At 64.6% G+C, this 15035-nt stretch carries 12 protein-coding genes and 1 pseudogene; 5 read left to right on the top strand and 8 right to left on the bottom strand.

What is annotated here, in order from left to right:
* Nucleotides 1-157: 157 nt before the first annotated feature.
* Entirely contained in the window at nucleotides 158-1162 is a 1005-nt protein-coding gene (locus tag NJE57_RS18065; RefSeq protein ID WP_319029904.1) for a Ku protein, read from the bottom strand.
* A gap of 253 nt (nucleotides 1163-1415) precedes the next feature.
* On the opposite strand from NJE57_RS18065, the gene NJE57_RS18070 reads away from it, so the two are divergent.
* From NJE57_RS18070 to NJE57_RS18085, 4 genes are all read left to right on the top strand, one after another.
* Nucleotides 1416-2579: a leucine-rich repeat protein gene (locus NJE57_RS18070; RefSeq protein WP_319029905.1), complete on the top strand. Its 1164-nt coding sequence runs from the start codon at nucleotides 1416-1418 to the stop codon at nucleotides 2577-2579.
* A 77-nt stretch (nucleotides 2580-2656) separates the two neighbouring features.
* Nucleotides 2657-3424 carry a sulfite exporter TauE/SafE family protein gene (locus NJE57_RS18075; protein WP_319029906.1) on the top strand — a complete coding sequence of 256 codons (768 nt, stop codon included), beginning with the start codon at nucleotides 2657-2659 and terminating at the stop codon, nucleotides 3422-3424.
* A 50-nt stretch (nucleotides 3425-3474) separates the two neighbouring features.
* The gene (locus NJE57_RS18080) at nucleotides 3475-4032 is read left to right on the top strand and encodes a hypothetical protein (RefSeq protein ID WP_319029907.1); all 558 of its coding nucleotides are present in this window, start codon (nucleotides 3475-3477) and stop codon (nucleotides 4030-4032) included.
* Nucleotides 4033-4236: 204 nt separating this feature from the next.
* Nucleotides 4237-5202 (top strand): NADP-dependent oxidoreductase, encoded by a 966-nt coding sequence (locus tag NJE57_RS18085; protein WP_319029908.1) that lies wholly within the window; start codon nucleotides 4237-4239, stop codon nucleotides 5200-5202.
* A 354-nt stretch (nucleotides 5203-5556) separates the two neighbouring features.
* Here the strand turns inward: NJE57_RS18085 and NJE57_RS18090 are convergent, their stop codons facing one another.
* The 3 genes and pseudogenes from NJE57_RS18090 to NJE57_RS18095 form a co-directional block, all read right to left on the bottom strand.
* The gene (locus NJE57_RS18090) at nucleotides 5557-8016 is read right to left on the bottom strand and encodes a P-loop NTPase fold protein (RefSeq protein WP_319029909.1); all 2460 of its coding nucleotides are present in this window, start codon (nucleotides 8014-8016) and stop codon (nucleotides 5557-5559) included.
* Between the two features lie 423 nt (nucleotides 8017-8439).
* Nucleotides 8440-8862, bottom strand: a pseudogene (locus tag NJE57_RS20055) (trypsin-like peptidase domain-containing protein); the annotation flags it as partial.
* Nucleotides 8863-8884: 22 nt separating this feature from the next.
* Nucleotides 8885-9220 carry a trypco2 family protein gene (locus NJE57_RS18095; RefSeq protein ID WP_319029910.1) on the bottom strand — a complete coding sequence of 112 codons (336 nt, stop codon included), beginning with the start codon at nucleotides 9218-9220 and terminating at the stop codon, nucleotides 8885-8887.
* A gap of 290 nt (nucleotides 9221-9510) precedes the next feature.
* Here NJE57_RS18095 and NJE57_RS18100 point away from each other — a divergent pair, with 290 nt between their 5' ends.
* Complete coding sequence (locus NJE57_RS18100; protein ID WP_319029911.1) at nucleotides 9511-12162, top strand: ATP-dependent DNA ligase; 2652 nt, start codon at nucleotides 9511-9513, stop codon at nucleotides 12160-12162.
* A gap of 240 nt (nucleotides 12163-12402) precedes the next feature.
* Here the strand turns inward: NJE57_RS18100 and NJE57_RS18105 are convergent, their stop codons facing one another.
* The 4 genes from NJE57_RS18105 to NJE57_RS18120 all read right to left on the bottom strand — a co-directional run bounded on the left by NJE57_RS18105 (nucleotide 12403) and on the right by NJE57_RS18120 (nucleotide 14648).
* Nucleotides 12403-12906 carry a hypothetical protein gene (locus NJE57_RS18105; protein ID WP_319029912.1) on the bottom strand — a complete coding sequence of 168 codons (504 nt, stop codon included), beginning with the start codon at nucleotides 12904-12906 and terminating at the stop codon, nucleotides 12403-12405.
* 37 nt (nucleotides 12907-12943) lie between these two features.
* Complete coding sequence (locus NJE57_RS18110) at nucleotides 12944-13294, bottom strand: hypothetical protein (protein ID WP_319029913.1); 351 nt, start codon at nucleotides 13292-13294, stop codon at nucleotides 12944-12946.
* A 222-nt stretch (nucleotides 13295-13516) separates the two neighbouring features.
* Nucleotides 13517-14014: a DUF6328 family protein gene (locus tag NJE57_RS18115; protein WP_319029914.1), complete on the bottom strand. Its 498-nt coding sequence runs from the start codon at nucleotides 14012-14014 to the stop codon at nucleotides 13517-13519.
* Between the two features lie 304 nt (nucleotides 14015-14318).
* Entirely contained in the window at nucleotides 14319-14648 is a 330-nt protein-coding gene (locus tag NJE57_RS18120; RefSeq protein ID WP_319029915.1) for a YtxH domain-containing protein, read from the bottom strand.
* Nucleotides 14649-15035: the final 387 nt, after the last annotated feature.

Below are 15035 nucleotides of genomic sequence, written 5' to 3' on the forward strand. Positions count from 1 at the left end.
CGGTCAGCGTAGTCCGCATCGGTGCGGAGCCGACGACAACCTGAGGGGGGAATCAAGTTTCGCCGTCGACTACGCAACAAAGTAGCCGCCCCAGCGCCAGTCCACAACTGTCAGCCTCGGCGGGGCTGATCGAGCCTGCTGCCGGAACCCGTCGGCGCTAGGCAGACTTCTTGGCAGGCTTCTTCTTGGCGGTGCTCTTCTTGGCTGCCGCCTTCTTCGCTGGCGCCTTCTTGGCTGCCGCCTTCTTCGCTGGCGCCTTCTTGGCTGCGGCCTTCTTGGCGGGCTCCTTCTTGGCCGCGGTCTTCTTGGCACTCTTGGCGGCGGGCTTCTTCTTGGAGCCGGAGTCCTCGTCGTCGTCGGACTCATCCTCGGCCTCGCCGCCACGGTCCTTCACGCTCGCACGCAACGCGGCCAACAGGTCGGCCACCTCGTCGTCGCCGTCGTCGTCGCTCGCCTTCTCCTGGTCCTCGACAGTGAACGCCTCCCCGCCGGCCGCCTTGGCCTCGATCAGCTCCTTGAGCTGATTCTGGTAGTCGTCCTCGTACTTCTCCGGCTCAAAATCCGCCGCCATGGTCTCGATCAGCGAGGCCGCCATCTTGACCTCCTGCGGCCGGACCTTGGCCTCCTTGTCCAGGCCCTCCAGGATCGCCGGGCGGATCTCATCCGGCCACAACAACGTCTGCAGCATCAGGATGTCCTTGTACACCCGCAACGCACACAGCCGAGTACGCGTACGCAGCGTGAACGTGCAGATAGCAAGGCGGTCCGTCGACTCCAGCGCCTCCCGCATCAACACATACGCCCGGTTGGAGCGCGACGCCGGCTCCAGGAAGTACGCGTTGTCAAAAGCCACCGGATCCACCTGATCGGCCGGGACGAACTCCGTCACCGTGATCTCGTGCGTCTGCTCCACCGGCAGAGTCGCCAACTCATCCTTGGTGAGGATCACCATCTCCCCCTCCTCGGACTCATACGCCTTGGCAATGTCCGAGAACTCGACCTCCTCACCGTTGTCATCCCGCACCCGCTTGTAGCGGATCCGCACCCCGTCCTTCTTGTCCACCTGCCGCGCGTGCAGATCGTGGTCCTCCGTCGCCGAATACACCTTGACCGGCACGTTCACCAGACCAAAGGAGACCTCGCCCTTCCAGATGGATCGCATGGAATGAGTATGCGGCAGACGGGCGGGTGGCGCTTCCGTAGTGGGTTCGGTCGGAGAGCGCGTCCAGCAGCCAAGCGCAGTAATTAGAACGCCCTATATCTTCCTGATAGCAGCGATATGATCTGACGACATCGCGGTTGTCTCGGGGCGCAGCTGCCTTCCGGGTCGGTGTGATGCCCGTCCGCACCTCGCGCAATGCATCACACCAGCAACTAAGGCCGGTGGCACGGCGTGCTCGATCCGTCAGGACCCCATGACCTCCCCACTGCCGACCGCTGCCGCGGTGACCCGCCGCTGCCTGGTGCTCGTCTTTGCCCTGGTGCTCACTGCCAGCACGATCGCCCTCCTCTCACCCGCACGAGCCGCCGCGGCAACCAGCACTGTTGACGGCATCACCTACTCGGTCACTCCCAACGCCGGAGCCACCGTCACCAACTACGACGGCTCAGCCGGGACCGCCGTCACCATCCCCGAGACCGTCGCCATCAACGGCGCCGAATACACCGTCACTGCCATCGGCGAGCAGGCGTTCTACACCAATGCTCTGACGTCGGTGACCCTGCCTGACACCCTCACCGCTATCGGCGACTCCGCATTCCAGAGCAATCAACTCGCATCGGTGGACCTGCCAGACACTGTCACCACGATCGGCAACGTGGCATTTGGCGCAAATCTATTGACGGCGGTGACCCTCCCCGACAACCTCACCACCATCGGCTTCCAGGCGTTCGCCTACAACCAGTTGAGATCGGTGACCCTGCCAGACACCCTCACCACCCTCGGCGACCTGGCGTTCCAGAGCAATGACCTGGCAACGGTGGCCCTGCCCGACAGCCTCACCAGCATCGGGTTCGGCGCCTTCCAAGACAATCAGTTGACCTCGGTGACCATGCCCCACGCTCTCACCACCCTTGACGGGGACGCGTTCGCGCAGAACGGTGCCCTATCCCGGGTTCGGTTCACCGGGCCGGCGCCGGCCATGTTCACCGGAGCCGACCAGGACTATCCGTCGTTAGGCGATGCTCAGGGTCTCACCGTGGAGTTTTCCTCCCAGTACTCGGCACAGGACGGGCGTGCGGGTTTCACCACACCCGAGTGGCGCGGATACACCACAATTCCCGCCTACACGGTGTCCTTTCTGGCCGGAGCCGACTCAACCATCGACCCGGTGATCATGTGGCCCGGTGAGACACCGGAACTTCCCACCCCGCTGCTCCAGGGATACACATTCGTCGGCTGGTACAGCGACATCAACTCGAATATCCGATTCGACCCTGAGGCCCCCCTCACCGGCGACGTCACCGTTGTCGCCGGATGGAAGCCCAACAGCATCCCGGCAACGCCCCTCACCCCGGCATCAGGGTCGCTTTCCGGAGGCAGCATCGGCGACCACTCTCTGGTCGGCTACGGGAGCTAACCCTGGCGATGATGCCTGTAACCACCCGGAGTTCTGCGGTGACAACCTCCCCATAGCCACATGGAATGCTGTCTTCCATGCCCGCCGACGTCGGTCCCCTCCTCCTGCTTGTCGCGGCGGCGTCCGTCATTCTCGGCACGGTCCTGCAGCGGGTCAGCGGGATGGGCGTCGGACTCGTGGTGGCACCGACCCTCGCGCTGCTCCTCGGGCCCGTCGCCGGAGTGCTCCTGACCAACATCACGACCACCGTCTCCGCCGTCCTCATCGGGATCACCCTCCGCCGCGACATCGACTGGCGCCGGTATCGCCACCTCGCGCCGCTGATCGTCGTGGGGTCCGTGCCCGGTGCGCTCCTGGTCGGCGCTGCCGACCGCAGCTGGCTCGAGGTGATCATCGGAGTGGCGCTGCTGGGCACGCTTCTCATGACGGCCCTCGTGCGCATCCCGCCGGTGAGCGGGGCGGTGCCGGCTGCGGTGGCCGGCACGGCCGGAGGGTTCCTCAACACCGCCGTGGGGGTGGCCGCGCCCGCGATGCTGGTCTACGCCCAGGCGACCAACTGGAGCCAGCGCTCGTTCGCCGCGACCCTGCAGCCCATCTTCTTCACGATGGGTTTGACCTCCGTCATCACGAAGGTCGGCCTGGGGGCAGCGCCGATCTCGGGGCTGCCGCCGCTTTCGGTCATCGGGCTGGTCGTGGCGATGGTTCCGATCGGAATTCTCTTGGGCGGCATGGTGGCCAAGCGGGTCTCCGCGACGGTGGGGCGACGTGTCGCCGTCGTCGTCGTCACCCTCGGAGCTCTCACCCTCCTGGGGCGAGGGATCGGGGGCCTCGCCGGGGTGCTCTGAACGGGGGACGCCCCGCGGGCCTGTTCGCTTCGAGGGGACACAATGGGGCCATGGCATCCCCGGAACAGCGCGCACAGTTCGAGCGATTCGCCCCGCTCCTGGTCCGAGAGGGCGTCAACGTACAGTCCGCGACCGTCGCCGACCTACAGGCCGGGATGGAACGAGCGCAGCAGCGCCACAGAGCCGCCGTCGAACAGGTCCGGGCCGTTCTGCACGCCCACGCCCGCGGCGACACCTCGGTCGCGGGCGAGCTCCTCGAGGCCCTGGAGCTGACCGCCGATGCCTCTCCCCCGCCGATCCCCGACGCCCTGACCGTGGCCTCCCGCTTCGCGCAGCTCGCCCAGTCGGTGGCGCCGGAGCTGCCCGCCGCCGTCATCGCCAAGGTCCGCGACAGCGCACGGCTTCCCGACGCCCCGGACGGCATGGCCGGCCTGTGCGATGCGGTCCTGCTCGACTGCGACGCAGCCTCCGGCATGCGCACCGTGATCGGCGAGCACGGGCTGGCGTCCGCCCTCTACGCGGCGGCGGCCATGACCAGCGCGGTGTTCAGCCTGTGGTCGAGACAATCGGGGCGGTCGATGGACGACCTCATCAGTAGCCACGCCTGACCGGCGGAGCGGGTGTTCGCGACGGTGGGGCGACGGGTCGCCGTCGTCGTCACCCTCGGGGCTCTCACCCTCCTGGGGCGAGGGATGGGGGCCCGGTCGGAATGTTCTACACGGGCGCGTGGTTACTCGGCGGGGAAGCAGTCACCCGTACCACCAACCCAGCGGAGCCGTCCAGACTCACGGGTCCCGCGGGAAAGAGGAACAATGAGCGTCTCATCTGGCCCCGTCCGCGCCGTCGGAGTGACGACCTACGGCGGCCCAGACGCTCTGCAGGTCGTGCAGGTCCCGATGCAGGAGTTGTCACCGACCGAGGTTCGCGTGCGCGTCACGGCCGCAACCGTCAACCCCACCGACACCTACACGCGCAACGGTTCTCGTTCGAACACCGGAACTCCACGCGGAGCTGCAGATGTCCCGGGCATGGACATCGCGGGCACACTCGTCGAGATCGGCGAGGACGCACAGACCTCCCTCTCGGTCGGCGACAGGGTGATGGGGATCGTGGTACCCCGCCACGAGCACGGTGCGTATCGCGAGGACATTGTCTTGCCCGCGCAGTCGATCGCCGCCGTGCCCCGCGATGCCGACGACGTCGCCGCGTCGACGCTCCCGATGAACGGCCTCACCGCTCGGCGCGCTCTCGACCTCCTTGATCTCGAGCCCGGACAGACTCTTGCGGTCACTGGAGCGGCTGGATCGACCGGTGGATACGTCGTGCAGCTGGCCAAGCATGCCGGACTCGTCGTTGTGGCCGATGCGTCCGAGTCGGACGACGCCCTAGTGCGGTCGCTCGGCGCCGATCAGATCGTCAGGCGAGGAGACGGTGTTGCCGACCGCATCCTCGAGCTCTACCCCGACGGGGTCGATGGCCTCTTCGACGGAGCCGTGCAGGACGCCGCCGTACTCCCCGCGGTCAAGACCGGTGGAGGGGTTGCGACGGTGCGGTGGTACCAGGGCGACGGCAGCCGCGACCTGACGGTTCATGCCGTGAGCGTGGCGGATATGGCCGAGGAGCAGGGCAAGCTCGACGAGCTGCGGCAGTTGGCGGAAGACGGCGTGGTCACACTCCGTGTGGCGGACAGCTATTCGCCCGATGACGCGTGGCGAGCCCACGAGCGACTCGAAGCCGGCGGAACGCGCGGACGGCTGGTCATCGACTTCACACGGTGAGGAACGGGCAGGGGGCGGGGCGGTTGCCGGTCGGTGGCCGGCTGCGAAGGCGGCATGGCCGGAGGATTCCTCGACACCGCGGTGGGCGTGGCAGCACCCGCCGTGCTGGTTCACTCGCGGGGGCCGGTCAACGTGCAAGTACTGAGATGGATCCCGCAAGTCTTCGTCTCGACTAAGCAACCATCAAATTAACACCGTCGTCACTAGCATCTCGGACCACGAGTTCACAGCGCGGACAGCTCTCTCGGGTATAGTTCTACGCACTTCTTAGATAACGCAACACTTCGGCGATCGACGTTTCGCTCATCCAATCGCCAGACGCCGCCACGATTCCAACGTCGGCTGCCACCTTTGCTAAAGCTCCTCCGGGTAGAAAATGCCGTTGCTGGCACACAAGTCCTGCAAATGCGTCCCCCGTCGAGCGTCTCGATCAAAAGCGAGCGTTCGAAGTGCCGGATAGAAGTTGCTGTCTACGACGATGTTGCTACGCCCCCGCGTTACTTCGGAATGACGGATTAAATAGACTGCCTCGCGACGGCATAGCCGAGGTTTTAGAGGCAACTTTCGACTCTTACACATTTGGTTTACAAGTTTTACATATGAATCACGATCGTTCCTGTCGCCTTCGCGATACCATCTGCCGAGCGCCCGTGTTACCGACCCAACCAAAGAGCGCTCGACAGCTTTCGCTTCCCCGAGTGCCTGCACCCCATACCAGCCTTGGTCTGCCAAGAAAGATACTGCGCCAACGCCATGTTCGTACACTGTGCGCTCGGCGGCGCGGTCGATCAGCTCTTCCCAGAAGCTCGCACTATGAGTGTAATCTTCACGCGAAACTCGAAAATCTTGGCCGCTCTCGACCCGGCTAATTGATTCGGCCAACGGAACCGAGTTCCTCGACCCCAAGAAAGCAACTATGTCCCGAATAAGCTCAGACAAGTTATAGTGATGCACTCGGTAGCCTTGGAGCTCGGCCGCCGACGCCGCGACGGACGCGATTCCGGCCATTTCAGAGCCTACAAGCGAATGAAATGTTCCGACTAGACCACTCTTCGGTAGCAAAGTTTGGTCGCGAAAGACATTCTCTACGACGAAACATGCGTAGGTACTTAAACCATCTCTGCCAATGCCAGGGTAGTGAGCTTGCAGGCGACCGAATCGTGTGGCCGCGTTAACTTCAGCGTATGCTGCGCCAATAAATCGCAACAACGCGAAGCGATCTCTCAGCGTGCGATTTTCTAGTTCCCGACCGAAAAACTTGCGCCCCAGAGCAGGAAATACATAGCCGTGAACCACACTTGGCCCCGCGAGTGCCCCTTGCAGCAACGCCCCGGCCGGTAGGCCACTCCGCATCCAGCTCTTGGCGAAGCCTTCGTACGCGCACGACCCATCGATTAGCTCAACAACACCAGCCGAAACAAACTGAAGGGTCGACCATGTCAGAGCCTCACTATGGTCATCACGGGACAGCCACCTGTCTATCGCCTGAAGCATTTCCGTAGACGTGCTGCCATCTCTCATTTTACCTATGAAGGCGTCTGCCAAACGCAATCCCCAGAATGAATCCTCGGTGAGGATGAGCATTCCATTGTCACCAAAAACGCCGCTAGTCTGGCGGCCCAGAACACCCATACGGACCAGATCGGTAGCTGCGTTCGCCACTTCCGACTGGGATCTAGACATCCTTGCCGCCAGCGAATTGAGCAGCTGCGCTTCGGGAACTGGCCAGCTTGCGGCAGATGCACAGTACTGCCCAATTTCAACAGCAACACTTTCGATTACGCGTTGCGGCGAGCTCCTATCGGCAGCACTCTGCAATCGCTTCTGCCACGCGATGTTTACGAAACTTGCCAGATTGAGCTCAGCATACAGGCCGGGCTTGGCGCTCCCGTCGACTAGCTGCTGGGCGCGAAGCCAACCCACGACCGGTTGCGCAAGAGTCGCATATTCCGCCGGGAATTTTAGTCTCTCTTGGGTTATAATTGCTCGCTCCTCGCACCCTTTCCCGCCCGCGCCATTCTCCATGATTGTAAAACCGACCTGACCTACAACGTTTGCATGATCCAGATCGAGCCAGCCTGAAATGTCGAGCAGAGCCTCGTCACTATTCTCGTCAAGACTTGAGTACTCTACCCAGAACTCTCCATTAGTCGAATGGATAATCGAATCCAAATCGGCAGAATTCGCAGCCATTATCCACCGAATCCTTGTGGATCTAGTTAGGCTGTCTAAAAGCTCTCGAAACTCTGCGAGGAACTCGGAATTTTGTCGAGAAGCAACGTTCACATCATCGAAGACGATAAACAGATTGCTTCGGAGGAACGTCTCGACAAAATCGATCAAGTCGTCAATATTCGCAAACTGCGTATTGAATCTTGCCTCAGCCGCGGCGCATACACTAAATGCCGCTGTGTCGGCCCCAAAGTTGGGGAACACAGTGTACCCTTGCTGCGAATTTGAAACCTCGCGGGAGAGTTCCGCCAAGACGCGTGACTTACCGCTGCCCCACCGTCCGGTAACAGCAAAACACTTTCCGAAGCGGGGGCTTTGTTGCTGCTCGGTCACCCACGCTAGGGACTTTCTAATTGCTGCGGCTTCAGGCTCGTCCGCTCCCTTAATCCTATCGAGCAACTGCTCGCCTGCAAGTAGATCATTAACCTTCCGAAGAATTGTCTGGTAAGTCATTTTCTTCCCGGCTGCGCGAGGCCAAATTTTATCGGCGACTCCGAGCACCGCTAGATGCTTTTTTAGCTGTGAGCACCAGCTTGGTGCAATCAGCCAGTTTTGCCACGCTTCAAGAATGGGAGGAGCCACCCATTCACCCGGCCCGCCCAATAGGTTCAACTTTGCGTTCAGGTCAAGACTAAACGAGTCCGTTGCATGTCTCCGAAGCCCGATTAACGGAACTCTCCGCACTATCGGTGCGTTTTCGAAATGTGGCAGCCCAAAGCGTTTCCAGAAAGCCTCATATTCCCTCTCCAGCTCCCTCGAAACGCTTGATGCCCGCGGCGGGTAGAACGCGCGGATGCGTATCGCTGTAGGACCCTGGAACTTAACGTGGTTAGTAGCGACTCCAATCGCGAGGTCGCCGTGAAACACTAACGCACCCGAAAGTCCCGACCAGGTTGAACCGGAGTCTCCCTCATCCCGTCCATTAGTGACGCCCAATAGATCACGATCTCGCAAGACTAGCTCTCCGGTGGTACACCCTTCGTTTGGTCGAATAAGTCCGCGGACGTCAGCTATATCGAAGAAGCCACGTCGAGCCTCCCGTGGGTCAACGTTCCAGCTAGGAAACCCAAGCAGAGCGCATCCCTCGACACTCGGAGTACGACTGGGGTCGAGTCTTCCAAACTCTATGGCCGGGAGGGATTTTGGCCAGCCGGACCCGCCGTCAGTATCGAGCTCTAGTACGGCGAGGTCCAGTAGCTTTGATTTGGTTCGGACTGTGGCCCTAGCCGTCGCCCCTCCCACAAAACGAACAACTTCTAGCTTTGCTTCCGTTTGCCCAGTCGACGCTTGAACCGGAAGAGTACAGTGCCAGGAGGTAATTACGAGGTTTGGAGCGACGAGATAACCGGTACCGCGCTTTGTCGCGCCCCCGTTCTTTATGCAGAGAACACTAACAATTCGGGCCGGATCGCTAGGGGTCGCTGTCATGATGTTGCTCCGATAGCCGGTTTTACAGAGGAGGCGTGCTGCCGATATTTGGGCGTACGGGAGTTTCTTCGCTGATCCTGAAGTCGTCGCCAGACTGCTCGCTTCCGTCCGAATCGGTGAAGTACGGTTTAAGCGTCAACGTAAGAGTCTGAGTTGATTCGCGAGCCACCGAACCGCCAGCGCGGAGAAGACTCCACCGGATACCAGCCTCGCCCTCCACAGAGACGACGACGGTAAGAGTTAGCTCTACGGGGCTCAAGGAGAAGCGGAGCTTTTTGCCATCTCCAGCTTCGAGCACTTCCTGCAGCTCTTGTCTGAGCCCGTTGATCGCAGCGTTCAGTCCAATCGTATTATCCATGGCGAGACGTTAACAAATCTCCACAGCGATGGCGAGAGTACGGAAATCTACTGGGTGGGTGATCGCAGTGATGCCGCGGCAAGCGGGCGGTTCTACCCTTGGGTAGTGCGTAAACCCTGATCCTGTCACAGCGGGCCCTGTTCGACGCATATCCGGCATGCCGCCCTCCCTCCGCTCTGCATCTCGACGAATCAGGCCGCACTTCCAATGGTCACCACGGCCCCGTCGTCGAGACCGTTCGGTTACCAAGTGCGGATGACAAACTCGCCTGATCCCGCAAGAGTGGACCCATGGCGACAAAGGGCAGCAAGGAGTCGGTCGAGGTCGACGGGCGCCACATACGTTTCACCCACCCCGACAAGGTTCTCTACGAGGCCACCGGCACCACCAAGGCCGATGTGCTGGAGTATTACCAGGCCGTGGCGCCGCTGCTTATCACCTACGCCGGGCAACGGCCTGTGACGCGCAAGCGCTGGCCCGACGGCGTGGATGCCGAGTCCTTCTTCGAGAAGAACCTCCCCTCGCACACGCCCGACTGGGTGCCGAGCGTGGAGATCGAGCACTCCTCGCGCACCGTTCGCTATCCGGTGGTCGACTCCCCCGCGACTCTGGCGTGGTTCGCGCAGCAAGCCGCCCTGGAGCTGCACGTGCCGCAGTGGACGCTGTCCGACGGTGAGCCGGGGCGGACGCGGCGGATCGTCATAGACCTCGACCCCGGCGAGGACGTGGACCTGGACACCACCGCCAAGGTCGCGCTGCGCGTGCGCGACCTGCTGGAAGAGGCCAGCCTGGACGCCTTCGCCGTGACCAGTGGATCCAAGGGCCTCCACCTCTACGCCCGCCTGGACAAGGCCGTCTCCGCCAAGGGTGCCTCCGCGGTGGCAAAGCAGATCGCCCAGTCCCTGGAGAAGCAGACCCCGGACCTGGTCACGGCCACCATGAAGCGCTCCATCCGCTCGGGCAAGGTGTTCGTGGACTGGAGCCAGAACAGCGGCGCCAAGACCACCGTGGCCCCGTACTCGTTGCGCGGGAGGGCCGAACCGTGGGTCGCCGCCCCGCGCTCGTGGGAGGAACTCGGCGACGGCGGGCTGAAGCACCTGCACTGGGACGAGGTCCTTAAGCGCCTCAACTCCGAGGGCGATCTGCTCGAGGGACTGGAGGGGCCGGCGAAGAAGAGCTCGTCGGCTAAGGGTTCCTCGGCCACGGGTTCGTCACGGCAGTCGGGCGCCTCCCGGGCCAAGAAGTCGGGCGGGAAGAAGGCGGGCTCGTCGTCGTCGGATGACGGGGACCCCGAGCGCGGCGACACCGGCGGCGCCGATACTGCCGATGCGGACAACGACCGAGCCGCCGCGGAGGAGGGTTGCGACGCCGGCCCCACCGACCCTGACGCCGTGGTGACCAGCCTCGACGAGTACCGCCGCAAGCGGGATCGTCGCAAGACCCCGGAGCCGTTCGACGGCGAGGTCGACACCGATCGCGAGGACGGCGACGGCCCGATCTTCGTGATCCAGGAGCACCACGCCCGCCGCCTGCACTTTGACCTGCGGCTCGAGCACCACGGCGTGCTGGCCTCGTGGGCGGTGCCCAAGAACCTGCCGACCGAGCCCAAGGACCGGCGCCTGGCCGTGAACACCGAGGACCACCCGCTCGGTTACGAGACGTTCGAGGGCACCATCCCCAAAGGCGAATACGGCGCCGGCCACATGACCATCTGGGACCAGGGCACCTACGAGTGTGAGAAGTGGAAGGCCGACGAGATCATCGTGTGGCTGCACGGCGAGAAGGTCACCGGCCGCTACGTGCTGGTGCGCACCAGCGCCGAAAAGAACCAGTGGATCGTGCAGTACATGAAGGACCAGTCGCCGGACTCCTTCTACGGCGGCCGCGACAATCCGAAATCGTCCTACCCCTCGGACGAGGATCGCTCCGGCGGGCCGGAGAAGTCGCCTTCCCGCGGCTCGGACGAGAAGCCGTCCCGCGACTCGGACATGGCCGACCGCCCCGACGCTCCCCCGCTGCCGATGATCCCCACCTCGGGAACGGTGACGTCCCTGCCCGACGACAAGTGGGCCTTTGAGGGCAAGTGGGACGGCTACCGCGTGACCGTGGCGACCGATGGCCGACAGAGCCGGTTGATGAGCCGCAACGGCAACTCGATGGACTGGCTGTCCGACGGCTTCCCCGGGCTGGCCCAGGCGATCGGGAGGCCCGCGGTGCTCGACGGCGAGCTGGTGGTGCCGGGTCCGGGCGGTGTGCCCGAGTTCGCCGCGCTGGCCAAGCAGGCCGCCGCAGAAGGAGGCGACTCGTCGATCGGCCCGGTGCACCTGTTCATCTTTGACGTACTGGGGTTCGACGGTGTGGACCTGCGCCGGGAGCGGTGGGATCGGCGTCGCGAGGTGCTGGACCTGCTGACGCCAGCGCTGGAGGAGGTCAAGCGAGTGCACGTGCCGGGGGTTCTCGACGGCCCCGGCGACCGCGCGCTGGCCGAGGCCGAGGAGTTCGGCTGGGAGGGCATCGTGGCCAAGCGTCGCGATTCGCACTACCAGTCGGGGCGGCGGGCCAAGACCTGGCTCAAGGAGAAGCTGCTCACCACCACCGAGGCCGTGGTGGGCGGCTGGCGACCGGGAAAGGGCGGGCGCTCCGGCTCCCTGGGCTCCCTGCTGCTGGGACTGCCCGCGCAGACCGGCCTGACGTACATCGGCCGCGTGGGCACGGGCTTCTCCGATCGGCAGGGCAAGGCGCTGCTCGACGAGCTCGAGCCCCTGAAGCGTCGGGCGAGTCCTTTTGTGGAGGAGTTGCCCAGTGATGCCCGCCGCGACGCGATCTGGGTGCTGCCCAAGCTCGTGGTGGAGGTTCGTCACCAGGGCTTCACCGAGGACGGCGTACTGCGTCAGTCCTCGTGGCGAGACATCCGGCGGGACAAGCTGCCGGGGGACCTCTGAGTCCGGGCGCCCATGCGCAACGGCGCACGGAGGCTCGGCGCACCGGCCACCCGCCGCGGGGTCACACCTGATCACGTTTCCCCAGGTGGGTTCTCCCAAACTCGTTCAGATGTGACCAGTCGCCGAGTGGGCGCATCGATCGGCGCCCTTTTAGCCTGACCGCGGCAGGCGGCCCACGACTATCGCCTTGACTGGTCCGGTTCGTGGCATAAGTGCGGCAATGCCGACGGTCCCTGCACGCTAGAGGAAGAAGCGTCCGAACCCGCGCCTGCCGGCAGCGTCGTACTGGTGAACCAGCTGCCGCAGCTGCAGGTTCAGCTCATCCATCCGGGCTGCCTGGCCGAGGAGTTCGTCGATCGAATCGGATCCGGCAGGTCGGCCCTCGGTGAGCAGGGCGTCGGCGTCCTCGAGGACGTCCAGGAAATCCGGGTCCCGCGCGGCTCTGGCCTCGATCCGGGGAAACCTCTCGACGAACGCGGTCCCCACGGCCCGACTCTCCCGGAGTTCGTACCAGGCCTCGACCGTCATCGACAGGGCACTGCGGGCCGAATCGTGCGCCGCCTCCGCGGACGCGAGAGACTTCTTGGCCGTCACCTGCAGGGGATCGACCCCGGCCAGGAGCCGGCGACGATGCGCGAGCTCGTCGATCGCCGACCGCACCAGCCACGTGGTGTACCAGAGCCACCCCGCGATCACCGCCAGGAACACCAGTCCTACGAGGACCGGGACGACGAGCCTCAGCACGATGTCCCCCGCCCGGTGACGCGAACCCGGTGTGGGGTCATGACCCCACCACCAGCGCGAGGACGATCGAGAGCGGGATCGCCAGGGACACCGCGGCGCCGACGAGCTTGGCTATCGCCGACCACAGCAGCCGGGACGCCTCCGTGCGCGCACTCTCGTCGTCGAGCACACAGGCCTCCCGCGCTGCCACGTCCACCCGCACGGCCGGGACCTCGGGCCAGCCCCGCGGCACCCGGCGCAGGGGATTGCGGCCGAGCCCGTCAGCGGTCAGTGCGGAGCGCTGGCCGGACCACTCGCGAAGGCCCGCATCCAGCCGCATGCGGGCCTGCTCGGCGGCAGCGTGGCGCTGACGCTCAACGGAACGGGAGGGCAACTCCATCGACGCCATCGGCGCGACCACCTCCCCTGAGCAGTAGCGGGCTCAACCGGACCCCAGTGTCCCACTCGCGGGAGCGGGCCCCGCGACATTGCCACCACACGATGGTGCGCCGGCCCGCCTCAGCCGGCCGGAGCAGGCCGAGAAGCAGGCGCGTACCTCGTCGTCGTCGTCATACCCGTCCACTAGTCATCTCCGTGCCCTCCCGCGGGTCAGTCACGCGCGACAGACTCGTCATTCGGACGCATACGGCCTCGTCGCAGAGTGCCGACGGACGCGGGCGGGGACCACGAAGAGAATGGCCGCGACGAGGGCCGCCATCACCGCCGCCGCCGCGAGCCCCGGCACGGTCCCGAGCACCAATGTGAAGACGAGCGCGACCAGGCCGACCATCGCGATCGACAACATGGCCAGGCCAACCCGGGCGAGCGTCGCCGACAGCCGGAGCACCCGGTCCTTACGGTGGGAGCGGAACACCGCGCGGTGGATCATCACAGGAGCCAGCAGGACGACCGTCGAGCCCAGAGCGAGCGAGAGTACTACCAGGTAGAGAGCGCGGCCGCTGCCGCTGAGGTCCGCGAAACGATCCTGGAACGGCACCACCAGCAGGAAGCCGGTGAACACCTGGCCGCCGGTCTGGACGATGCGCAGCTCCTGGAGCAGCTCGATCCAATTGCGGTCGATCCGCTGCGCCTCTGTCTCGTCGCGCTCTTCGGCTCCGTCGGCGTGCATGTGGCTCCTCTCGCCGCGTGTCCCCATCGTCTGCCGATCGGCGGGGTGCCGGGAGGGTTCGCGGAAAGTCGCCGGGCTCGTGCACGGGGTCGTGCACCGAGCTCATGCACGGGGTCATGCACTCAGCCGCGCGCAAGGACTGCAGCCGCACAGGATATTCGCCGTGTGGCTGCAGTCCTTGCGCGCGGCTGCGGGAAGAGCGGAGAGAGCGGGGCCTAGATGCCCGTGATGATCAGATCGCCTGCGCCCGGTGAACTGCCCCTGAGTCTCTCACCGCTGTCACCAGTGCCCCCCGGTTGATCACTCATGAGGGGGTCGTTCCGTCACCGCCGCCCGCGGCCGGGTACTGCGTGGTGGGGGGCGGAACCTGGTCGGTGGAGTGTCGTCCGCCGCTGCTCTGCTGGTCCCCGTTCTGCCCGGCCCCGTTCTGCTCGGACGCCTCGGCGGCCTTGCTCTTCACCTGCTCGGCGGTGTCCTTGGCGACCTCGGTGGCCTGCGACGCGGCTTCCTGGACCTGCGGTGTCTGCCACAACTTGGTCGCCTGCTCCTTGACGATCTCGTAGTGCCCGCGTCCTGCACGGCTTCCCAGGACGTAGCCAACCGCAGCGGCTGCGAGCAGAGTCACTTTGCTCATGTGGATTTCCTCTCGTCGGGGACGTCCACCGCCACACAGTCGTGGCCGGGACAGCGTCCCTATGGGTCGATCATCGGCATCTGAGCCGAGCCCTGATCGGGGGCGGCGACGGTGCCACCACGGAGACGAGTGAGGGGATCGTGTCGACCATCTCGGACTCCTTGATGCCGTCGGATCGAACACCGCAATGCTATGGCGGCGATAGGGCGCCCGCATCCGGTCGACAGGCCACCCGATTGCGGATATAGCGGGGTCAATCGGCCGTCGCCACGCGGGTCCGGCGGGCTTGGCGCGCACGGAGTTCAGCTCGGACGCGGGGACGCCACAGCCGCGCGCAAGTCCTGCAGCCGCACGAGAGATTTCCTGTGCGGCTGCAGGACTTGCGCG

It is taken from the genome of Dietzia sp. PP-33 (assembly GCF_033790845.1).
Taxonomy (GTDB): Bacteria; Actinomycetota; Actinomycetes; order Mycobacteriales; family Mycobacteriaceae; genus Dietzia.